This is a genomic window from Peribacillus muralis, from assembly GCF_001645685.2.
Lineage (GTDB): Bacteria > Bacillota > Bacilli > Bacillales > DSM-1321 > Peribacillus > Peribacillus muralis_A.
On sequence record NZ_CP017080.1, the window covers coordinates 1,297,125 to 1,317,875 of the forward strand.

The following is a 20,751-nucleotide window of genomic DNA, read 5'->3' on the forward strand; positions in this document are numbered from 1 at the left end:
TTCACCACATGTCAAATCAAAACTTTTCTATGACTTGGTCGGTTTTTGAAGAGGATTCCGGTTCTTTATTACGAGAGTTTCTCAGCAAATGTGATATTTCAAAGCGGGCATTAACGGATATTAAGTTTAAAGGTGGATTTATCTTGGTAAACGGCAATAACGTCACCGTCAGGGAACGCATTGAAGCTGGAGATGTCGTGACGGTCATTTTTCCTCCAGAGCAGGCAAGCGGAGGGCTTTTGCCGGAACGGATTCCCCTGGATGTCAAGTATGAAGATGAATTCGTTTTGGTGGTCGTCAAGCCGCCGTCCATGAATACCATCCCGTCCCGGGAGCATCCAAACGGCAGTCTTGCAAATGGCTTAGCTGGTTATTATAAGAAAACGGGAATACAGGCAACGATCCATATCGTTACAAGGCTGGATAGGGATACTTCAGGCTTGGTTTTAATTGCCAAGCACCGGCACATCCATCACCTATTGAGTGAACAGCAAAAAATGGGTCAAGTGAAACGGAGATACCAAGCCGTTGCAGAAGGATTTGTTGCTGGCCCTGGAGGAGTCATTGAAGCGCCTATCGGGAGGAAATCCACGAGCATCATTGAACGGGAAGTTCGTAAAGATGGCAGGTATGCATGCACCTTATTCGAGGTATCGGCACACACTGATTCCCATACATCTCTTAAATTGGAACTCCTAACGGGGAGGACGCACCAAATAAGGGTTCACATGGCTCATATCGGTCATCCTTTGGCAGGTGATGATTTATATGGGGGAAGAAGGGAGGAGATCGATCGCCAAGCCCTTCATTGCTTTGAATTGAAATTTCTGCATCCCTTCACGAAGAAGATGATGCTGTTTCAGCAAGAGCTTCCTGAAGATATGAAGAATTTGCTCAAAGGGAAGTAAGAGAAGTGATCTCATACATAAAGAACCTGTAATCAAAAAAACGAATACAAGCAAAAAAAATCCATAGAACAAAAAACTCACCAAGTTGGCGAGTTTTTTTGATTAATCGAAAGAAGTCCTGAATTTTTCTGCTAGATAGGGCATGGACGAAGGAACGTCTTGTAGTTCCATTTCAGGATATCGAATGGCGGTCAATTTGCCACCGAAGACGCAGCCGGTATCAATGTTGTATGTACGATTGACTTTTCTGGCATGTGGAACCGGTGTATGTCCATACACGATCCAGGCATTCCCTTCGTAGGACCCGGCCCAATCCTTCCTGATTGGAGAACCGTCTGGATGTTTGGAGCCATTGATATCACCGTAAAGAACAAAGGTTTTTACTTTATTGCCATATTGGCCAATATAATCCCTGCGAATGCCGGCGTGTGCAATGATCAAACGGCCCTCATCCAGGTGTTGATAGAGTGGGGAACGTTCATACAATTCCATGAATTTTTTGCGGATCTTCTTTTGCTCCCTGATGCTCAGGGTTTCGTATTCAGCTACTGTAGTCTCTAATCCGTGCGATACTTGGACTTTATTGCCTGAAAAATAACGGTACAGCTTATTGCAATGATTACCTGGTGCATACTTTGCCAGTTTTTGATTTATGACTAATTCATGGACAACCTCGATTACTTGGAGGGAGTTTGGACCGCGGTCGGTCAAATCCCCAACAAAGCCAAGAATCCTTCCGGAAGGATGGAGCGGTATCCCGGTCTCCCAAGTATAGCCCATTTTTTTTGTCAGCTGCTTGAATTCAGGGAAGCATCCGTGGATGTCCCCGATGATATCGATGTTCATTAGTCACACCCTTTGTTTGTTTTGTATATGTTTATGGTATTAGTATAGTATTATTTAAAAAAATAAAATATAAACGAAGAAATAAAAAAGTGCGTTTAGGAGGTGTATGGGTATGGAGGAGATGAAGGAACTGGAAAAAGAAAGTAAACAAACGAATCATGATCTTTTGCATGAAGCTCTTAAAACGGAGGATTTGGATCAGTTCCGTACGGAGTTCCTTGAAATGCATCCATATGATCAGGCTCAATTTTATACAAGCTTGTCAGACGAATCAAGGTCTGTCGTTTACAGGTACTTGTCACCTGAAGAGATGGCGGACCTTTTTGAAAATATCGAAATAGAGGAAGAAGGTTACGAAAGCCTGCTTGCAGAAATGAATCCTTCCTATGTAGCCGATATGCTATCGCATATGTATGCGGATGACGCGGCAGATGTGTTGAATGAGATTAATGATGAACAGGCCGTCAGCTATTTGACGATCATGGATGATGAGGCAGCCAGTGAAATCCAGGAGCTTCTGAATTATGAGGAATCAACGGCAGGAAGCATAATGACGACGGAGTTCATCGCTATTGAGGCTAATGAAACCGCCAAATCAGCTCTGCAAATCTTAAAAAGGGAAGCACCGCAAGCGGAAACGATCTATTATGTATTCGTCATTGATGAGGAAAAGAAACTGCTGGGGGTATTGTCACTCCGCACATTGATTATCGCGGATGAAGAAGCTTTAATTAGTGATTTAATGGATGACCGGGTAGTATCGGTCCCTGTCTCGGAGGACCAAGAAGAGGTAGCCCGAAAAATTCGGGATTATAATTTCCTCGCCGTCCCTGTCGTCGATTTTCAAAATCATCTGTTGGGAATCATTACAGTCGATGACATCATTGATGTAATGGATGAAGAAGCATCCGATGATTATTCTAAATTGGCGGGTATATCAGATATCGACCATGTTGATAAGAGTCCGTTCTCGGCTGCGAAAAAACGGCTGCCATGGTTAGTGATTCTTTTGTTTTTAGGATTGTTGACTGCAAGTTTAATTGGCCGTTTCGAAGAGACACTCAGCCAAAAAGCAATATTGGCCGTGTTTATACCATTAATCGGCGGTATGGCTGGCAATACTGGAACACAAGCATTGGCAGTAGCCGTCAGAGGGATCGCAACGGGGGATTTGGAACAGGAAAGCAAATGGAAGCTAGTTCTCCGAGAGGCTGGAACCGGCCTCATCATCGGACTTACATGCGGGATCGCCATCATTTTCATCGTCTATTTTTGGCAGCATGACTTAATGCTCGGATTACTGGTCGGCATCTCTATTTTCATCACGCTGATCGTAGCCACGCTTGCAGGTTCGATCGTCCCGCTACTCATGCATAAAATGAAGATCGACCCTGCGGTAGCTTCCGGACCTTTCATTACTACAATCAACGACCTGATCAGCATTCTGATTTATTTCGGGCTGGCGACATTGTTCATGGGATATTTACTGTAACCTTGCATGATGCAAACCTGTTCAGAAAACGGTGTTTTTATTGAAGAAAATTTGATATACTATTATTAGTAGCAGGTACTAATAACTTGTATTAAAAATAGGAGGTCACAAGATGACTTTTTCACTAGAAGGAAAAACGTTTGTCATAATGGGTGTAGCGAATAAAAGAAGTATAGCTTGGGGAGTTGCCCGTTCCTTACATAAAGCAGGTGCAAAACTGATATTCACGTATGGTAAAGATCGTACGGAAAAAAGCATAATTGAACTATCCTCCACGTTGGACGGCGAGCCTTCCATCATCTTGCAATGCGATGTAACTAAGGACGAGGCAATCGAGGAATGCTTTGCAACCATTAAGGAAAAGGTAGGCATCATCCACGGTGTTGCCCATTCCGTCGCTTTTGCGAACAAGGAAGAACTTGATGGAGAGTTCGTCAACACAAGCCGTGAAGGATTCTTGCTTGCCCACAATATCAGTTCTTTCTCTTTAACGGCTGTGGCCAAAGCAGCGAAGGAACTTATGCCTGAAGGTGGCAGCATCGTCACGATGACGTATCTTGGCGGAGAACGCGTCATGCCGAATTATAATGTGATGGGTGTGGCAAAGGCTTCGCTTGAAGCAAATGTCCGTTATCTGTCCAGCGACCTTGGCAAAGATAACATCCGGGTGAACGCCATTTCAGCAGGACCGATACGTACGTTATCGGCAAAAGGAGTCCGCGATTTCAATAGTATCCTGAAGAAGATTGAGGAAGAGGCACCTCTTCGCCGCACAACGACTCCTGAAGAAGTGGGCGATACGGCTCTCTTTTTATTAAGTGATATGTCCCGCGGTATTACCGGAGAAAATATCCATGTCGATTCTGGATATCATATAATGGGGTAACAACCAAAATGATGGCTGAGGGTTCGGAATGCAAACATTCCGAACCTTTTCCTTTTCCCTTGAATATTGCTCAAGAAGCTAAAAAGAGTTCTACTAAAAAGTAAGGAAGCTGGGCTGGGTAATCCAGCTTGCGAGTGTAGAGTAAGGAGGAGGCGCAAAAGGAGCAAAGGAGGAAACATGCCGCTGAAAGAGTCCCTGTCGCGGCAAGGAATGGTCATGATTCATATTTACCCCATTCATTCATTGGCAATCAAGATGCAATGTTCGTTTTCATGCAGAGTAAAAACGAAAGGAAGGTGCGAGCATAGGTGAAGACACAGCCGCAAGAGAGACGAGGGAGGGGCTGCCATTTCCGCCATATGTGAGCAGGATGCTCCACTATAAAAAAGCAGGAAGATGCATTCTCCCTGCGCAACGTTTTATTTAATCCAAGAAATGTGATTTGAAAAATTCCAATTGATAATCCAATGTTAAAGGGTCATTAAATATAAACTCGTTACCATTTGCCTCAAATACATGAGCATTTTTCACAGCCGGCATCTGTTTATAAACCTCGGTGTTTTGAAAAGAGTTATCTTGATCTCGATATTTGCTAATGACTAAATAGTCACCAACATATTGAGGCAATACTTCCAACGAAATGGAATAATAGCCTTCCTTATGAACCATCTCCTTTACTTTGTCGGGCATTTTTAATCCCATTTCTTGATAGAGGACTTCGGTGCCCCTGCCCCAATTATCTCCAAACACAGCTAGCTGCTTATCATAGCTTTCCACTACTGTAACGGTGGCATCTTCGCCGATCTTTTCTTTAATTTGCTTTCCGGCTGCCGCTGAGCGTGATTTATAATCATCAATCCAAGCTTGTGCCTTTTTTTCCTTGTTCAGCAGCTTCCCGATTTCCAAATGCTGTGTTAAATAGTCCACTTTACCGTATGTATAAGTTACAGTAGGGGCAATTTCTTTCAACTTATCCAAATTCTTTGTAGTGCTTGCGCCGATGATCAAATCCGGATCCAATTCGATTATTTTTTCTAATTCATCTTCCGAAACCGATTGTACATCCTTTAATTTTTTTTCGAATCGTGGGTTCTTTTTAGACCATGGTTCAACACCGACCAAATTCACTCCAAGTGACAAGACATCTCCCGCATAAGAAGCTAAAACGATGACCCGTTTTGGGTTTGCAGGAACCTCAACCGCACCATTTTCCGACTGATAGGTAATCGTATCTTTTTTATTTTTTTCGCTCGTTGTTTTTTCAGTGGCTGCATTGCCGCATGCGCTAACTAAAAGCATAAAAATGAAAACGATTGGTAAAAGTAGTTTTTTCAAGATTAAGTTCCCCTTATAATAAAAAGATTTTTTTTCATTTTGATTCAACATGGTAAAAAGGACATTGCCTAAGGTGGATTTTTCCTTTCTATAAATATAGTTGAGAATGATAATCAACAACAATTAAATATTAGACTTATTTTTCAATTAAGTCAATGTTGAAAAAAATTATTTTTCTCCGATATCCGAAGCTTGGTTGACATCCATTTTTTTCTCGCGGGGGACATCTTCGGCATAAAAAAACCTTAATTTCATATAAATGATACATAGAGCAGATATTCCATTGTGTAGTTACAATCAGCTTAAACCTGTTTCAGCCTTAACCGGGCCAATGAAAAAGGAGGGGGGACATCATATGGACGTAAAAAAAGTAAATCTGCCTTGTGCTGTTGGGAAACGAACCGTCTATGACATGAAGGGCCATGTGCCATTTCCTGATAAAAGTATCAGTCGGTCTTATAGTGCCGAGGAATTGGTGGAGCTATTGTCCCGACTCCCAGCCTTTGCACCTAAGCCAGTATGCAAATTCACCATCAATGGACGTACATTATTTGGGAAATTGGAACATAAAAAAGAATCGAATTTGTATATAAGGCATAAATTTGGGAAAAAGGTTGTTCAATACGATATGAAGCAGCTGCAGGCTGTCGATATCTTGAAATATTAAGGAGGAAGTTGCATGCCAGAGAGTAATGGTGATAAAGAATCCAAACCAATTTTATATGTAAATTCATCAAAGATTTCCGAGCAGCGAGGAAATATGCAAACGGATTTTAGAACGAAAAAAAATACAGCTCCTGATACCGTCGAACCTGCGCATAATGAAGAAGAGCACCATAAGGAGGAAGAGAAAAAGGAAGAAAAAATAGAAGAAGTTAAACGTGAATTCGGTGTATTTGATGTCATGAAGGAAATTGAAACGGAAATGACGGCCATCAGGAAAATAACCGATCAATATGTTCCCGAGCAAACCCCATCGAAACAGGCGGAACCTCCAGAACAAGCTGAAAAGGAAACGGTGAAGCCACCGAAGAAAAAACGGAAAAAAATCGAAAAAAAAGAATCTACTCGTGAGATCATAACCCGATTATCCAATCAACAAGGTTTTCCAAAGCCGTTATGTGAGGCGGTCATTAACGGAGAATCGCTTCGGTTCCACGTATTGGGGATGAAGGGGGAATCAGTGAAGATCAAAAGGGGAAACCGCATACACTTTGTTGCTCTTCCCGATATCATCAATGCCAAAATCATCGAAGAATCCAAGTGAAGGGAGCAATAGTGAATGTTTCTCCCACAAAATGAGTTGACCTTGTTTATAATATTAGGGTTGGCCTCCTTCAGGCTGACCCGATTGATTGTGTTCGATAAGATCACGGAGCCGCTGCGCCGCCCTTTTTTTAAAGAGATAGAGGAAAAGAATGAAGAAGGCGAAGTGGAAATATATTTAATGCCGAAAGAAAAGGGATTACTTGGTTGGGGCGGGCAATTGCTTAGCTGCTTTTGGTGCGTGGGTGTCTGGGTGAGCATTTTTTTGGTTTTCCTGCACGTGCAACAATGGTTTGTGGGGGACGCAGTGGTGCTGATTCTTGCCGTAGCAGCTGTGGGAGCGATTATTGAGGTCATAATCAGTAAAATTATGGACAATTGATTGGAAACAACTTGTCTCTTAAATCATATAGTAAGTTATAGATAGTAAAGGAGGCGTCATGCATTGAACAAGAAACAGAATCCATGGACTTATGCCAAGCCGATGAAAAAGGATCAGCCGATCAAAATCAAGAAAGACTGTGGCTGTAATAATAATAATAAAAATAAAGGCTATTATTGAGTAGAAAACCTTTCCGTTTTAGGGAAGGTTTTTTTATTTCCTAATCCTACCATTCATAAAAAAGCAGTTAAACAAGAAAATACTAATAGAACGATTAATTAGGATGTGATTCTTTTGTTCAGAAAAAAAAATTATGTGTATCGCAGCTGGATGGTATTATTGGCTGTTTTATGTTTACTGACAGCCTGTAGCAGCCAAGGAGACGGGAAAACGGAGAATATGGCTCTGATTAAGCGTACGAATCCCAAACCGATGGATATTATTAATGGGATGGATGAAGAAGATGAAAAAGGCCTGATCACAAAGGTCAAGGAAACTGTTGCGAATGAAGATACGATTTATGACGTGATCGTGGTGAAAAATGAAAAAAAGATTATTGTCGCTTACAAAGTTAAGCATTTACAACGTTTCCATATGAAGAAGATAGAAAAGAACGTGACGCAAAATCTTGAAGAAAGGTTCCCTAAATATGACTTCATCGTTTCCAGTGATTATAAAATCTTTTTGGAAGCTTTAAGGTTGAATGAGTTCCTCAAGAAAGAAGACGTTCCTGAGAAAAAGGCAAGGAAGAAGTTCAAGGAAATTGAAGAACTTCAAAAAGAATTGATTTAGAAAGCGAGGTTCAAAGCTATGAGCAACAAGGAAAAAACGACTCCCCAGCAGGACGCGTATAAGCAGCTACAAGGAAAGCATGAAATTAAAAGACCGATAGTGAAGAATTGTTTAAAGGCATTTTTGGTAGGCGGGATTTTCTGCATAGTGGGACAAGCGATTTCTTACTTTTACATTTACTTTTTCAACTTTACGGAGCAGACAGCCGGAAGTCCAACCACCGCGACCATGGTTTTTCTTGCCCTGTTGATGACAGGCTTCGGCTTCTACGATCGCATTGGCCAGTTCGCCGGGGCAGGGAGTGCCGTTCCGGTTACCGGATTTGGTAATGCAGTCATCTCAGCAGCTATCGAACACAGGACTGAAGGGTTTGTACTGGGTGTCGGGTCTAATATGTTCAAATTGGCAGGTTCAGTCATATTATTTGGTGTATTTTCAGCCTTTGTCGTGGCATTGATTAAAACGATTTATTTAACGATTGGGGGCTAAGCAGTGTTAAAAGGAAAACAAACATGGATGTTCGCCAATAAACCAGTCATTTTGGAAACAGGAGTAACAGGCGGTCCATTCGAAGCAAATGGGGAAATCGCGGGTGATTTCGATATTCTATATGAAGATTTGTGGATGGAGCAGGAATCGTATGAGAAGGCCCATCGCCATTTGCTGGAGAAAGCGGTGGAGCTTGCATTGGAAAAGGGAGATATTGAAAAGGAGCAGGTGCAGTTTTTCTTGGCGGGTGATTTAATCAATCAGATTAGCCCAACGAGTTTTGCAGCAAGAACGAATGGCATTCCCTACTTCGGTTTGTTTGGGGCATGCTCCACTTCAATGGAAGGACTTGCACTGGCAGCCTTCATCACCAATTATGGCGGGGCGAATTACGTGCTGACAGGCGCCTCGAGCCATAATGCAGCTGTTGAAAAGCAATTTCGCTATCCTACTGAATATGGTGGCCAAAAACCTCCCACAGCTCAGTGGACGATAACGGGTGCAGGGGTGGCGCTGGTTGCTCCGAACGGAAGCAGGGAAGGTGAATACCCCCATGTTGTTTCGGCCACGATAGGCAAGGTGATCGACATGGGCCTGAAGGATCCGTTCAATATGGGGGGAGCGATGGCACCGGCAGCCGTCGATACGATCCTTGCGCATTTCAATGACACAGGCTTGGGTCCGGATGATTATGATTTGATCATAACGGGTGATCTAGGGCAAATAGGCAGGGAAACCGCCATGGAGTTATTGAAGCAAAAAGGTTGCGAAATCAATCGGGAAAAGTTCAACGATTGCGGCTTGATGATATTTAAAAAGGATCAGCCCGTTTTAGCGGGCGGGAGCGGCGCGGGATGTTCAGCTGTGGTTTTATATGGCCATATCCTCAATCAAATGATTTCAGATAAATATCAAAAAATCCTGTTAGTTGCAACTGGAGCATTATTATCCCCATTATCGGTCCAGCAAAAGGAGACGATTCCGTGCATTGCTCATGCGGTGGCCATCGAGTATGGGATGAATTCATGAAAAAGGAGAGATTTGGATGTTAGCAATGTTTTTTTGGGCCTTTGTCATCGGTGGCCTGATTTGTGTAGTCGGGCAGCTTCTTTTCGATGTTGCTAAGCTGACACCAGCACATACGTTAAGTTTGTTCGTTGTGATAGGCGCTGTTCTTGGCGGGTTTGATTTATATGAACCGCTTGTTGACTTTGCCGGTGCGGGAGCGACGATACCGATCGTTTCATTTGGGAACTCCCTAGTGAACGGTGCCATGATGGAATCCGAAAAACATGGTATCGTAGGCGTGCTGACAGGGATGTTTGAAATTACGAGCTCCGGTATCTCGGCAGCGATCATCTTTGGGTTTATCGGGGCTTTGGTTTTCAGGCCAAAAGGATAGATCATCGGAAATAGGCAGCCTGGACTAGGACATGGCCTATACATATTTGTCCAGACCTACATATGTTATCAGTAAGCTTTTAGCGAAAGCGAGGTGATATAGTATGTTTGGTTTCGGAGGCTACGGTTGCTGCGGCAACAGCGGTTATGGATATGGCGGCGGTTATGGCGGAGGCTACGGTGGTGGCGGTTCTACATTCGCGATAATTGTTGTGTTGTTTATCCTATTGATCATTGTAGGGGCTTCTTTCTGCTAAAGTAAATGGAATAGGCAGAAGAAGCCTATTCCATTTATTTTTATTTAAGGGCCAAGCACCATTTTTCTGTTAAAGCCATAGGATAGGTACAGAAAAGGGAGGGGCTTAGGTATGGATAATAACTTTTTTAAAAACATAGAAGGTAAAACGGGCGTGAATATGAAAGACGTATTAGAATTGGCAAACTCTCTACAAGGGGCCAATTTCAAAGATGAAACAACCGTCAGAAACGTCATTAAACGCGTTTCAAAAATAGCGAATAAACCGGTCAATAAGGAAACGGAAGATAAAATCGTCCATTCCATCGTAGCGGAAGGCAATAAACTAGACTTTGGAACGATTTCCAATATGATAAATAAAAAATAATGAACCAAGGGCCTGCTTCAGCTGCAGGCCTTTTACATTTGATTCCATCCGATCGCGGTTAGTTCAAAGCTTAAGGAAGCGTGATGGATATGCGGTCCGTCCGCGTCTTGTTTGCAGGATGGAAAGATAAAGATCCTTTTTAGCCCTTGTCGCTGCGACATAAAGCAGCCGTCTTTCCTCCTCAAGAGGAGCAAGTTCCCCTTTTCGATAAGATTCAAGAGCGAAATCATGGGGCAGGCTCCCATCCACTGCAGCCAGTACATAAACGGTATCATATTCAAGCCCTTTGGAACGGTGTATGGTGGTAAGCTGTATGGCATCTTTAAAATGTTTCGATAATTTTTTTATTTCTTGGATCATGGCTGTCATATGGTCGACATGGTCAAGGAAAGCGGCGATTGTAGGAAAGCGGTTGGCTGCCACCTTTAGGTCGCGGATGTCATCGGAGCCTTTTTCCAGATTCGCTTCGTTACCTCGCTTTTTTACATAATCCTGGTAGCCCAAGTCCTTTTCGATGATTTCCAAAGCGACAAGCGGCGACATGTTTTTTAAAGAGCGAATCTGTCCTGGTATTGTTTTTAATTTTTTTTCTTGAAAAGCATGACCTGTCTTAATGTAAGCAAATGCATCAATAAAATCACAGTCCTGTAATATGGTTTGTGCTTTTAATTCCTGCAAAATACTTTGCCTTAAAAATAATGAGGAAAGAACATCCGCAGCAGCCTTGCTATCATGAGGAAACAGACTTAAGCGCATGAAGGCAAGCATGCCGCGTATGACCCTGCGCTGATAAAAGGAATCTGCATCCTTCTCAATCACAAATGGCAGGTTTGAAGCTGCCAGCCTTTCAAATATGGCCCGGGACATAGTGTGTGTTCTGTATAATACGGCAAAGTCCCCAGGATTTGCTCCTTTGGAGATCTTTTCTTGAATATCAGCCACGATCATCGTTGCTTCCAATTCCTCATCATATGGATAAAATAATACAGGCGGATTACCTGAATCATGCTGTGCCCGCATTTTCTTTTCCATCCGATTCTGGTTGCGCTTGATCAATCGATTTGCCGTAGCGACGATTTCATGAGAAGAGCGATAATTTTCGGTTAACTTTACAACTTGTGATCGAGGGAAGTCATGGTTGAAATTGAGGATATATTTCGGATCGCTCCCCCTGAATGAATAGATCGACTGATCATCATCCCCAACCGCACACACATTTTTTGATTCGTAAGAAAGGAGTTTTATCAATTCGTATTGAACTTTATTGATATCCTGAAATTCATCCACCAAGAAATACTGAAATCGCTGCTGGTATTTCTTTAAAAAATCGGGGTGATTTTTTAAGAAGACATAGCAGCCGACAAGCATATCGTCAAAATCATACTTTCCTGTTTGCTTTTTATACTCTTCATATTTCTTATATAAGAATATACAGGATTTCTCCCACTCGTCATCAGGTTGAATATCTTCAGGAAAAGCCAATGAGTTTTTCCAAAGCCCGATTTGCTGTAGTGCTTGATCGTATGCGAAATCCTTATCATCAAGTTCTATTTCCCGACCAGCCTGTTTCAAGATCTTTTCTTTTTCCCAATCCCATTTCAAAAGCAAGTCGCGCTGCCATTTGGATGGTTCATGAAAGATCAGGATTTTATAAAAAATGCTATGAAAGGTCCCGCTCACAACTTGGGAAACGAGGGAAGGCGTCATATTAGGATAACTGAGCAGACGCTGCTGCATCTCTTTAGCTGACTTTGCGGTAAATGTTACGAGCATGATGCTTCTCGGATCGATTTTTTTCACCGTAAGCATATAGGCAGTACGGACCGTTAATACCCGGGTTTTCCCGCTGCCTGCTCCTGAAAGGACAAGAATGGGTCCATCGATCGTTTTTACGGCTTTAAGCTGCTCTGCATCCAGAACGACCCCGCATGAGGACAATTCCTGAAAATAAGGTTCCTCTAATTGTGCCATGGTAGTGGTTTTATTTGAATATTGCGGATTGCCTGTTATCTGTCGGCTTTTCAGGAAAGGCTCCGTAATGGTTTTTGTTTCGGTAATGGTTCGGGACTTGGGAATCTTAAATCCATTCTGCTCCCTATATTCTAATGGCTCGTCCTGATTTGCTGGTTCGGAATGTGGCATTATACAGGGTGCCTGCGATGGATCACTGTGATAAAAATAGGGCGTTTCATGGATGCCAATGAATAATTTCACCGGCTTCCGACAAACGATGCAAGAAAGCTGATCACGTTTCCCTTTTTCGAATAGTGTCTGCAGCTCACCAGCTGAAACGGTATGTATATGTACGATTTCATCGCCAGATTTTGCTTGATTCATATAATTGGATACCTCTAATCTATTAAAAATATCGGCAATACCCATCATACCAGAAGATGAAGAAAAAAGAATCTGGAAATGGTGTTTACTTATCATCCTGGGCGGGTATTTAAATGACAGCATACGTACATGAAAAGGAGGGTTAACGATGGGATACATAGCGCCGGTAACACAATTTGATTATATTCAATATGCCAACAGGACGGTCGAAGCTGCAGAGAAAGTAAGAATTGTTAAAGGAACGACACCCATTCAACCTATCCGATTTGATCAAGTATTGGAGGAGAAAATGGGCAGTTTCGAAGAATTCGATTACGTTTCCAATCGCACTTTTGAAGGAACGGCTGGAGCGGGCACGTATAAAACGCATATGGGCATGAGGGCCAACAATCAACTGACGGCTGAAATGACGGGGAAGGGATTATATTTCAACGAAATGGTTTAGAATGAATTGAAATACAAAAGAGGACACGTGAGTGTCCTTTTTTTGTGTTGAATTCTTAGAGGATGTCTATCTCAACGATTAGAGCTAACAATAGTTGTAGTAATAGTTGGATGTTAAGAGCGATTTGTGCATCAGTTGTCGTAATGTCGATATCCCGGCTGTTTTCAACAATTGTTTTTTGACGCGTGATTTGTTTGACATTAGAAGATTGAATCAATTCTTGAGTGATTCTTTCTGCATTATCTGCATCAGCGATGGAAATGCTTACGATGACCGCAATGGCAGCTTGCAGTGCAGCTTGAAGAGAAAGAGCAGCTTTAACATCTGTAGAAGTGATATTTACATTACAAGAATCTTTAATGTAAATAAGTTCTTCAGAAAGCTGGACCTGGGAATTATCCTGTCTAGCCTCTTGGTCAATCCGAGTGTTGTCATTGCCGTTACAGAATCCTGTCAGGGGATGGTTGGAAGCGGAATCTAGAGCTGACCAAGTTCTGTCACAGCTTTCATGTGTGTTACAGTTGCTACGGTATACATTTTGGTTCATGTCGTTTTTTCCTCCTTAGGTTTTATTCCCTATTAAAATATGCTTCGATGATTATTCTGGTTGGACGAATAAATCAATTCATTCGTCTATTTTTTAAAATACTTTGGAAAAGTAACGATGTGCGGGGATGAATGATAAAGAAGCTGGAGTTTTAGGAATGGAATGAAATGAAAGTGCTGCTATGTCTTATTTTATTTTGCCAGCAAGTAAGGTTGATTAGCTGATAGGGTGAATCATTTATCTTTGGAATCCGTGAATTTATTATGAATGGAATTCGTAATCGGATTAACATCATGTTCCGTGATGTTCTTTTCCTGGTTTATGAGGATTTGTGATTGCTCCTGTAAATACCGAATGGTTTCTTTTAGGTTGTTTCTCTCTTTTTCAGTAAGATCGACATGCTCCTTTTTGAAACCATGTTTTCTCATTGTCCTTGAAACCAACAATTCCATTAATCTTTTTTGCGACTCCTCCAGGTTAAATTCATTATTACCCATAAAATTATCCCTCCTTCTTGCTTTCTATATATAGACTATGTATTTTTGCGGAGATTGCCATTGAACGGAAAGGGTTTTTTATAAAACGCTAATCAAGGAATATGAACGACCAAAAAAACGCTGTACCATCAGATGACTGAAGGGACAGCGTTATCAGGATCATAATACAGTTTTTATCATCGTTCTATGAGGAATGCCTGCATCCATGAATTCATCGGACACAATCTCATATCCTAATTTCGAATAAAACGGGATTGCGTGCACCTGTGCATCAAGCTTCAGTTTAGGAATTCCCTGCTGGATGGCATATTCCTCAATTGCGTTCATGATCTTGGCACCGGCCCCACTTTTTCGGCCAGCTGCGAGGACACAAATGCGCTGGACTTTTCCAATGTTATCAATGACCCTGAAACGGCCTGCACCGATTGGGTGTTCTTGATCATTATATAAGACGAAATGCGTGGAAACGTCTTCGTATTCATCAATTTCTTCTTCAAGCGGGACATTTTGTTCTTGAACGAATACTTGCCTTCGAATCATATACGCTTTTTCACGCTCTTGGCTGTTTTCGGCAATTTTTACAAACACTTATTATTCAGCTCCTAACCTAAATGTTTCGTATACGGTCCAAGCACCATCCTCCAGCTGATACAATAGGTGAATACGCTTCACTTCTTCTTCATGGCTGACATCAAGCATGCTTAATTGACCTAAAACATCAGAATGCTCATTATCGGATAAATCTTGGGCGATGGTAATGTGCGGGACAAAAGCATGTTCATTTTCACTTATAATGAAGCTCTCATCATTCAGTGCATCATGTAGCTCTTGAAGCCCTTCGGACAGTTCCACCTTGAAATAGATCGTATTGCTTACCGGCTGGAAGGATTTAGCCTTCGTTACATTCATCGTAAATGGTCTGCACTTTTGGGCAATGCCTTTTAGCTGTTCTGCAATCGTCGAAATTTCCATGTCCGTCGCTTCAAATGTTGGCTTAAGCGTTAAGTGCGGCGGAATGAAAGCGTATTTCGTATCATATCTCTTGCGATAGGAGTTAGCTAAATCTTGAAGTTTCTTTGTAGGGAAAATGGCAACACCGTATTTCATAAATAAAACCTCCTGATATTTTAAATGGTTGTATTATGGTTGGATATGTTTGTGAGAAACCTATCATTGGTTTTAATCTAGGTTAGAACATTTCCAATAGTGCTCTTCTTAAATCTGCCTGCCAATATTTCCAGGTGTGATTACCTTCAAATTCTTCATAGAAGCATGGAAATCCTTTTTGGTTCAATAATTCATGCAATTTCCTGTTGGGCTCTATGAAGTTCGCACGGTTCCCATCAGTCGTGGGTACGTCCGTTTCCTCAGTCCCGATTACATGGTAAAGTTCGAGGAGATGCGGATCCTCAAAATTACGTACAGCATCCATCACCGCTTCATTGGCCAGGGGCGACTGCATGATGCACTTCCCGAATGTGTGCGGATACTGCAGGGCTGTCAATAAAGAGACAGTACCGCCAAGAGAATCACCTATCAGGGCGCGGCCATGTCCCATTTGATAGGTCGGAAATTCATCATCCAAAAACGGCACAAGTTCATGGGCAAGAAAACGTATGTATGCAAGGTGCTGTTCCCCATCGGGATGATATTTGCGTCTGCGGTCAAAACGATCTTTATAGGGAATGCCTACAACGATTATATTCTCGATCTCATCGTTACCCAACAGTTCATCGGCTACGCGGCCGATACGGCCCATTTGAAAATAATCACGCCCATCCTGAGCAATCACAAGCGAATATTTATACAAGGGTGAATAATTCGCAGGCAAGTAAACAAGCAGTTCCAATTCCTCCGCCAGCGCTTCACTTTTAAACATATACTCTTTGATCGTTCCTTTACGTACACTCATTTCCCGCACCTCGATGATCATTAATAATGAAATACTTCTTACTTAGTCATTTTAGCATGTCCTTGCGAGTTTTTCCCGTCCCAAGAATTTGGAATAGAAAATTTTCAATATATTTTCTAAAAATTTAAAAAATAGGATGCTATAATACAAGGATATACATTCATCATACTATAAAAAAGGTGGCGAATTAAATGGCAGATGTACAAGTGCACAGCAGGGAAGTAACAAAGGCGGCCAAGCGGCTTTTATTGGAGCGCGGCGTCAGTGTGGAGGATATTGCAAAGATCGTTTACGAATTGCAGATTCCTTACAAAGCTGACCTGAAATTGGAGGAATGCATCCGCAGCGTCGAGCGTGTCCTATTGAAGCGGGAAATTCAGCATGCCATTTTAGTCGGTGTGGAGCTTGATAAACTTGCAGAGCAAAAGAAGCTCTCCGAACCTCTTCAATCTATTGTCGAATCCGATGAAGGCTTATTCGGAGTCGATGAAACCATCGCCTTTGGTGCAGTACTCGGATATGGAAGCATTGCTGTCACGACCTTCGGCCATCTGGATAAAAATAAAATAGGCGTCATCCACGAGCTTGATAAGAAGCAGGAAGGCGTGGTCCACACCTTCCTGGATGATATCGTAGCAAGCATTGCTGCGAGTGCCGCCTCAAGATTGGCCCATCGCCTGAGGGATGATGAAGAATCATTGACAGAACGGGAAAAGGACATTCAGGAAGAAGAAGAGTTAATCGGATGAAAATATCTTATTGGTCATAAAGACTCATCCGGATTGATCATATTTGGCCTTGATGAGGCGGGCAGAAAGGATATTATTCATTTTAAACGTCCGTTTTGTCTGCCTCAGAAAACAGAAAGCGTGAATATGGCCAGGATATATTTCAAGCACCTGGATCTTTCGCTGCGTAATCTTACCTTGCTCGGAGAGGTAAATGATCTCCAGAGGAACTTTTTCTTCCATATGCTTACGAAGTATATATTTCACTCTCGATCGCCCCTTTGCTGACTTACTTGGTTTTTATCATTATATGCGAACGTATGTTTTTTATGCAAGTTAAAAAAGAACGTTCGTTCGCTTTCGCCGAAAAAGAAATAAAATTAAAACTTTTTTAATATAATGCGTTGACTTTTTGCCAAAAAAACTTATAATAAGTTATGTGCTTAAGTAATTCACACGCAAGCATATACATACGACTTGTTAGCTCAGTGGGAGAGCACTTCCTTGACAGGGAAGGGGTCGTGGGTTCGAATCCCTCACAGGTCATCAACTAACAAAGGCTCAAATTCTTGATATCACAAGGATTTGGGCCTTTTTTTGTATTTAAAGATATAGGTCATTATTTACTTAATCGGTGGCGGATAGAGAAGGATTTAAACGTACTAGGTCAATGATTAATATTTCAAAAACGTAGGTAAAGCTTATGCTTATTCAGCTAACGATGAAATAAACGCTCATGTGCTATGTTAAGGATTGCTTTCAAGACGATTTATTTGCCATAAAATTCATTATAAAATTTCATACATCCTTTATTAAACCATGGGGAAGTTTTGTTGAATAAGTAGTAATTTTACTATATGAAATAAGAGCATTTCTATATTATGAGAAATGTTCTTATTTTTGTGTTAACTAAAAGGGTATAGCAATAAAAATATTGTTAAGAACAATATTAATTTATTGTAAAACAATAAACTTCGTGGTAAAGTCACTTATTATGAAATTAAATGATTGTTGGAATTGCGAGGCTTGCTTTATGTATCTAATGGTTGAGGAAGCCATCAAAGATGCAAAGCTTAAAGGAGATTGTTACCATACGATCCAGCAGGTCCTATATCAAGGTATTTTAGCAGCAAGTATCATCGCAGCCATTGTGGATGCACTTCTAAATCCATTTAAAAAAGTCTCGAATATTAAAGTGGAAAAATGATTAACGGTTTGAAGAAAATTATTTAAAGAGGTATTTTTTATGAAACAAGTTACGACACTCTTTTTAAAGCTAGCTGTTTTTATGATAGCAATCCCGGTTCTTGCATTGTGCATATTTTTAGCGCCCCATATAGGCAATTTCGCAGCAAAATTGTATCCCGATATTTCCTTGATGAAATATCTCGTTTTCATCGTGATGTATGGAGCAGCTGTGCCTTTTTATTTTGCTCTTTATCAGGCTTTCAATCTTTTACGCTACATTGACCAGAACACAGCGTTCTCGGAATTATCTGTAAAGGCGTTAAAGAAGATAAAGTGCTGTGCGATTACAATCTGTGGTTTGTATGTATTAGGTTTGCCACTCTTTCATTTTATAGCGAAGAAGGTTGATCCTCCCATTGGATTAATGGGATTCATCATCATTTTTGCTTCGCTGGTCATTGCTGTTTTTGCTGCTATCCTCCAACGGCTCTTACAAGAAGCGATTAACATTAAATCAGAAAATGATTTGACGGTCTGAGGTGGAGTATATGGCAATTATCATTAATATTGATGTGATGCTAGCGAAACGGAAAATGAGCGTAACGGAGCTTTCTGAGAGGGTTGGAATCACCATGGCGAATCTGTCCATCCTGAAAAATGGGAAAGCGAAAGCGGTTCGTTTTTCAACATTAGATGCGATTTGTAAGCATTTGGATTGTCAGCCGGGTGATATTTTGGAGTACACAAGCGATGAGGGCACTCAATAAAAACAGATAACAAATTCCAGTGTCCAGCGAGAATCTATACAGAATTAAAGAGGTGCCCCCAAAGTCATTTTCAATGATTTCGGGGGCATCTCCTTTCTTTTTTTTGTATTTTATTAAAAGGTATATAGCAGCTAACAATAAAGCTCCAAAACTAGCAATTATATTACAAACCACAACATTTTCTCTTAATCCTTGCTCTAATCTGATAGGTTTTGTTTTCATTTATAATTTAAATGTTGAGAATCGTCGGAAATTGTTAATATCTTTAGTGGGAAATATAGGATAGTATATATTTAGAACCATTTGGGACAACTTTGAAGGCTAAGCATGAGATGGAGGGATATAAGTGAGACAGACTTTAGACAAAATGAGCGGATTTTCATTATATGATGACATATCCATACTGGAATTAGTGCGTAAGGGTGATATCGATTCATATGAATATTTGATAAGAAAATACCGAGGTTTAGTTCAAGCTAAAGCCAGGCAATATTTTTTGGTTGGAGCGGAAAAAGAGGATATTTTTCAGGAAGGTATGATTGGTCTTTACAAAGCCATCCGTGATTTTAAATCGGACAAACAGAATTCATTCAAGAGCTTTGCCGAGCTTTGTATAAAAAGACAAATCATAACAGCAATTAAAACAGCCTCCCGCCAGAAACACACTCCCTTAAACTCCTATATCTCTTTGGACAAACCTATTTATGATGATGATTCGGAATATACACTGATTGATAAACTACCAAGCAAAGTAATGGACCCGATAACCTTACTCATCGACAGGGAAAAAGCCATTGATATCGACTTGAAAATGTCGGAAATCCTTAGCGATTTAGAAAAGACCGTATTAGCTCTTTATATGGATGGTGAAACGTATCAAGAAATTTCATTGAAACTGGACATTCATGTTAAATCTATAGATAATGCCCTGCAAAGAACGAAAAAGAAACTTGGGAAATATCTAGACAATAGAGAACGGGTCGTATAATGGAACCGAAGGAAACAGGATGGAGGCCTTCGTCCTTTTTCCTTTTTTGAGCAATCAGCTTTTCTTTACCTTTATTCTATACAGTTAACGTTTGAGTAACATGAAATCCCTCACAGGGCAGCAACTGCCAAGGATTCAATCTTTTAACTGGACAGTGTAAGGGGACAGTCATAAATGAAGTCCCCTTTTATGATGTATTACGGTTATGTAGTTTATATTGTTCCATGAAATCACCTGCATACAAGCTTGTTATACTGAAGCAATAATAGGAGGAAAAGGGGTAACGTACCCAATAAAGGACCTCCGAAAGCAAGGTAAGCTTCTTGGTTAGCGTTCTTCTTTAAGGATAATTAATGCTCCGACAAACGGGATGAAAATGGCATTGGCTGTTTTGATGCCTATTCTCCTAGCAGCAAATAAATGTCCCATTTCATGGATGTAGGCATACGCTCCTAATGAAACGAAAATAGAAATCTGGGATCCCACCTTTGCTATTTTCAATAGTGCAAACAACTTCCTAGGAAAAATAACCCGATCGCCCCAAAACTTAACCATCCTTAATCGATTTGGATTCTTCCAAAATGCCCTCCTGATAGTAAAGGGGAAACAGGTGCCACCTTTATTGATTCAACCTCTTTTAATATCTTTATTTTATCGTATTGTTTCTTTACCTTTTTGGCGATTTTTTCTAAAATATCAGCTTTCAAGCTATACATTATTTTCAAAGCTGTTGATGATTCGGAAGGTAATGAATTAGTCCCTGTAAAAGAAGGACTATAGGCTGGATTTGGGCTCTTTTTTTGTATATTTGGTTTTCTGTAAAGACGCACAAAGACAGTAGGTGATGATGTCGTTCGTTGCATGACTTCAGCCACTTTGGTACACTATGCAGAAGTGCATGTCACTTTGATGGGGAGCACAT

The 20,751-nt window shown here is 41.1% G+C and carries 28 protein-coding genes, 1 tRNA gene and 1 pseudogene; 19 read left to right on the plus strand and 11 right to left on the minus strand.

Features of this window, described 5'->3' with window-relative positions:
- The first annotated feature begins 8 nt into the window (after positions 1 to 8).
- A complete protein-coding gene (locus tag ABE28_RS06205) occupies positions 9 to 908 on the plus strand; it encodes an RluA family pseudouridine synthase (protein ID WP_064466569.1) in 900 nt (299 codons plus the stop codon).
- Between the two features lie 102 nt (positions 909 to 1,010).
- Here ABE28_RS06205 and prpE read toward each other — a convergent pair whose 3' ends face one another.
- Entirely contained in the window at positions 1,011 to 1,754 is a 744-nt protein-coding gene (gene prpE, locus ABE28_RS06210; protein ID WP_064466568.1) for a bis(5'-nucleosyl)-tetraphosphatase PrpE, read from the minus strand.
- A 112-nt stretch (positions 1,755 to 1,866) separates the two neighbouring features.
- On the opposite strand from prpE, the gene mgtE reads away from it, so the two are divergent.
- Positions 1,867 to 3,246 carry a magnesium transporter gene (mgtE, locus tag ABE28_RS06215; protein WP_064466567.1) on the plus strand — a complete coding sequence of 460 codons (1,380 nt, stop codon included), beginning with the start codon at positions 1,867 to 1,869 and terminating at the stop codon, positions 3,244 to 3,246.
- Between the two features lie 112 nt (positions 3,247 to 3,358).
- A complete protein-coding gene (gene fabI, locus ABE28_RS06220; protein WP_064466566.1) occupies positions 3,359 to 4,132 on the plus strand; it encodes an enoyl-ACP reductase FabI in 774 nt (257 codons plus the stop codon).
- A 423-nt stretch (positions 4,133 to 4,555) separates the two neighbouring features.
- Here fabI and ABE28_RS06225 read toward each other — a convergent pair whose 3' ends face one another.
- Positions 4,556 to 5,467, minus strand: coding sequence for an iron-hydroxamate ABC transporter substrate-binding protein (locus tag ABE28_RS06225; protein ID WP_064466908.1), 912 nt, complete (start codon positions 5,465 to 5,467; stop codon positions 4,556 to 4,558).
- A 355-nt stretch (positions 5,468 to 5,822) separates the two neighbouring features.
- Here ABE28_RS06225 and ABE28_RS06230 point away from each other — a divergent pair, with 355 nt between their 5' ends.
- The 9 genes from ABE28_RS06230 (at position 5,823) to ABE28_RS06265 (ending at position 10,420) form a co-directional block, all read left to right on the plus strand.
- Positions 5,823 to 6,134 carry a hypothetical protein gene (locus ABE28_RS06230; RefSeq protein ID WP_064466565.1) on the plus strand — a complete coding sequence of 104 codons (312 nt, stop codon included), beginning with the start codon at positions 5,823 to 5,825 and terminating at the stop codon, positions 6,132 to 6,134.
- A gap of 12 nt (positions 6,135 to 6,146) precedes the next feature.
- On the plus strand, positions 6,147 to 6,734 hold the full coding sequence (locus tag ABE28_RS06235) for a hypothetical protein (protein ID WP_064466564.1): 588 nt from the start codon (positions 6,147 to 6,149) through the stop codon (positions 6,732 to 6,734).
- Positions 6,735 to 6,749: 15 nt separating this feature from the next.
- Positions 6,750 to 7,115 carry a DUF1360 domain-containing protein gene (locus tag ABE28_RS06240; RefSeq protein WP_064466563.1) on the plus strand — a complete coding sequence of 122 codons (366 nt, stop codon included), beginning with the start codon at positions 6,750 to 6,752 and terminating at the stop codon, positions 7,113 to 7,115.
- 294 nt (positions 7,116 to 7,409) lie between these two features.
- Positions 7,410 to 7,907 carry a YhcN/YlaJ family sporulation lipoprotein gene (locus tag ABE28_RS06245; protein ID WP_257390728.1) on the plus strand — a complete coding sequence of 166 codons (498 nt, stop codon included), beginning with the start codon at positions 7,410 to 7,412 and terminating at the stop codon, positions 7,905 to 7,907.
- 18 nt (positions 7,908 to 7,925) lie between these two features.
- On the plus strand, positions 7,926 to 8,396 hold the full coding sequence (gene spoVAC, locus ABE28_RS06250) for a stage V sporulation protein AC (protein WP_064466562.1): 471 nt from the start codon (positions 7,926 to 7,928) through the stop codon (positions 8,394 to 8,396).
- Between the two features lie 3 nt (positions 8,397 to 8,399).
- On the plus strand, positions 8,400 to 9,425 hold the full coding sequence (gene spoVAD / locus ABE28_RS06255; protein WP_064466561.1) for a stage V sporulation protein AD: 1,026 nt from the start codon (positions 8,400 to 8,402) through the stop codon (positions 9,423 to 9,425).
- 16 nt (positions 9,426 to 9,441) lie between these two features.
- Entirely contained in the window at positions 9,442 to 9,798 is a 357-nt protein-coding gene (gene spoVAE, locus ABE28_RS06260) for a stage V sporulation protein AE (protein ID WP_061143410.1), read from the plus strand.
- Positions 9,799 to 9,901: 103 nt separating this feature from the next.
- Positions 9,902 to 10,054, plus strand: coding sequence for a YjcZ family sporulation protein (locus tag ABE28_RS24390; RefSeq protein WP_083231968.1), 153 nt, complete (start codon positions 9,902 to 9,904; stop codon positions 10,052 to 10,054).
- Positions 10,055 to 10,165: 111 nt separating this feature from the next.
- Complete coding sequence (locus ABE28_RS06265) at positions 10,166 to 10,420, plus strand: sporulation-specific transcription regulator SpoVIF (protein WP_034314458.1); 255 nt, start codon at positions 10,166 to 10,168, stop codon at positions 10,418 to 10,420.
- A 63-nt stretch (positions 10,421 to 10,483) separates the two neighbouring features.
- On the opposite strand, the gene ABE28_RS06270 is transcribed toward ABE28_RS06265, so the two are convergent.
- Positions 10,484 to 12,757 carry an ATP-dependent helicase gene (locus tag ABE28_RS06270; RefSeq protein ID WP_064466560.1) on the minus strand — a complete coding sequence of 758 codons (2,274 nt, stop codon included), beginning with the start codon at positions 12,755 to 12,757 and terminating at the stop codon, positions 10,484 to 10,486.
- Between the two features lie 148 nt (positions 12,758 to 12,905).
- Here ABE28_RS06270 and ABE28_RS06275 point away from each other — a divergent pair, with 148 nt between their 5' ends.
- On the plus strand, positions 12,906 to 13,202 hold the full coding sequence (locus tag ABE28_RS06275; RefSeq protein WP_064466559.1) for a hypothetical protein: 297 nt from the start codon (positions 12,906 to 12,908) through the stop codon (positions 13,200 to 13,202).
- 55 nt (positions 13,203 to 13,257) lie between these two features.
- Here the strand turns inward: ABE28_RS06275 and ABE28_RS06280 are convergent, their stop codons facing one another.
- The 5 genes from ABE28_RS06280 to ABE28_RS06300 form a co-directional block, all read right to left on the minus strand.
- A complete protein-coding gene (locus ABE28_RS06280; protein ID WP_064466558.1) occupies positions 13,258 to 13,749 on the minus strand; it encodes a spore coat protein in 492 nt (163 codons plus the stop codon).
- A gap of 233 nt (positions 13,750 to 13,982) precedes the next feature.
- Positions 13,983 to 14,246, minus strand: coding sequence for a hypothetical protein (locus ABE28_RS06285; protein WP_064466557.1), 264 nt, complete (start codon positions 14,244 to 14,246; stop codon positions 13,983 to 13,985).
- A gap of 159 nt (positions 14,247 to 14,405) precedes the next feature.
- On the minus strand, positions 14,406 to 14,834 hold the full coding sequence (locus ABE28_RS06290) for a GNAT family N-acetyltransferase (protein WP_064466556.1): 429 nt from the start codon (positions 14,832 to 14,834) through the stop codon (positions 14,406 to 14,408).
- A 3-nt stretch (positions 14,835 to 14,837) separates the two neighbouring features.
- Entirely contained in the window at positions 14,838 to 15,353 is a 516-nt protein-coding gene (locus ABE28_RS06295) for a YjcG family protein (protein ID WP_064466555.1), read from the minus strand.
- Between the two features lie 82 nt (positions 15,354 to 15,435).
- Positions 15,436 to 16,158: an alpha/beta hydrolase gene (locus ABE28_RS06300; protein ID WP_064466906.1), complete on the minus strand. Its 723-nt coding sequence runs from the start codon at positions 16,156 to 16,158 to the stop codon at positions 15,436 to 15,438.
- Positions 16,159 to 16,349: 191 nt separating this feature from the next.
- Between ABE28_RS06300 and ABE28_RS06305 the strand changes: the two genes are divergently transcribed.
- On the plus strand, positions 16,350 to 16,907 hold the full coding sequence (locus ABE28_RS06305; protein WP_064466554.1) for a phosphatidylglycerophosphatase A family protein: 558 nt from the start codon (positions 16,350 to 16,352) through the stop codon (positions 16,905 to 16,907).
- Between the two features lie 24 nt (positions 16,908 to 16,931).
- On the opposite strand, the gene ABE28_RS06310 is transcribed toward ABE28_RS06305, so the two are convergent.
- On the minus strand, positions 16,932 to 17,153 hold the full coding sequence (locus ABE28_RS06310) for a hypothetical protein (protein WP_064466553.1): 222 nt from the start codon (positions 17,151 to 17,153) through the stop codon (positions 16,932 to 16,934).
- A 207-nt stretch (positions 17,154 to 17,360) separates the two neighbouring features.
- Here ABE28_RS06310 and ABE28_RS06315 point away from each other — a divergent pair.
- The 5 genes from ABE28_RS06315 (at position 17,361) to sigH (ending at position 19,829) form a co-directional block, all read left to right on the plus strand.
- Positions 17,361 to 17,432 (plus strand) — tRNA-Val (locus ABE28_RS06315).
- A gap of 487 nt (positions 17,433 to 17,919) precedes the next feature.
- A complete protein-coding gene (locus ABE28_RS24890) occupies positions 17,920 to 18,093 on the plus strand; it encodes a hypothetical protein (RefSeq protein WP_156775695.1) in 174 nt (57 codons plus the stop codon).
- Positions 18,094 to 18,132: 39 nt separating this feature from the next.
- Positions 18,133 to 18,612, plus strand: a complete 480-nt coding sequence (locus ABE28_RS06320; protein WP_064466552.1) for a DUF2975 domain-containing protein — start codon at positions 18,133 to 18,135, stop codon at positions 18,610 to 18,612.
- Positions 18,613 to 18,622: 10 nt separating this feature from the next.
- Entirely contained in the window at positions 18,623 to 18,841 is a 219-nt protein-coding gene (locus ABE28_RS06325; protein ID WP_064466551.1) for a helix-turn-helix domain-containing protein, read from the plus strand.
- Positions 18,842 to 19,208: 367 nt separating this feature from the next.
- A complete protein-coding gene (gene sigH / locus ABE28_RS06330; protein WP_064466905.1) occupies positions 19,209 to 19,829 on the plus strand; it encodes an RNA polymerase sporulation sigma factor SigH in 621 nt (206 codons plus the stop codon).
- A gap of 266 nt (positions 19,830 to 20,095) precedes the next feature.
- Here sigH and ABE28_RS06335 read toward each other — a convergent pair.
- Together ABE28_RS06335 and ABE28_RS06340 are read right to left on the minus strand one after the other, a co-directional pair.
- Positions 20,096 to 20,365, minus strand: a pseudogene (locus ABE28_RS06335) (site-2 protease family protein); the annotation flags it as partial.
- Positions 20,366 to 20,386: 21 nt separating this feature from the next.
- Positions 20,387 to 20,692: a hypothetical protein gene (locus ABE28_RS06340; RefSeq protein ID WP_064466549.1), complete on the minus strand. Its 306-nt coding sequence runs from the start codon at positions 20,690 to 20,692 to the stop codon at positions 20,387 to 20,389.
- Positions 20,693 to 20,751: the final 59 nt, after the last annotated feature.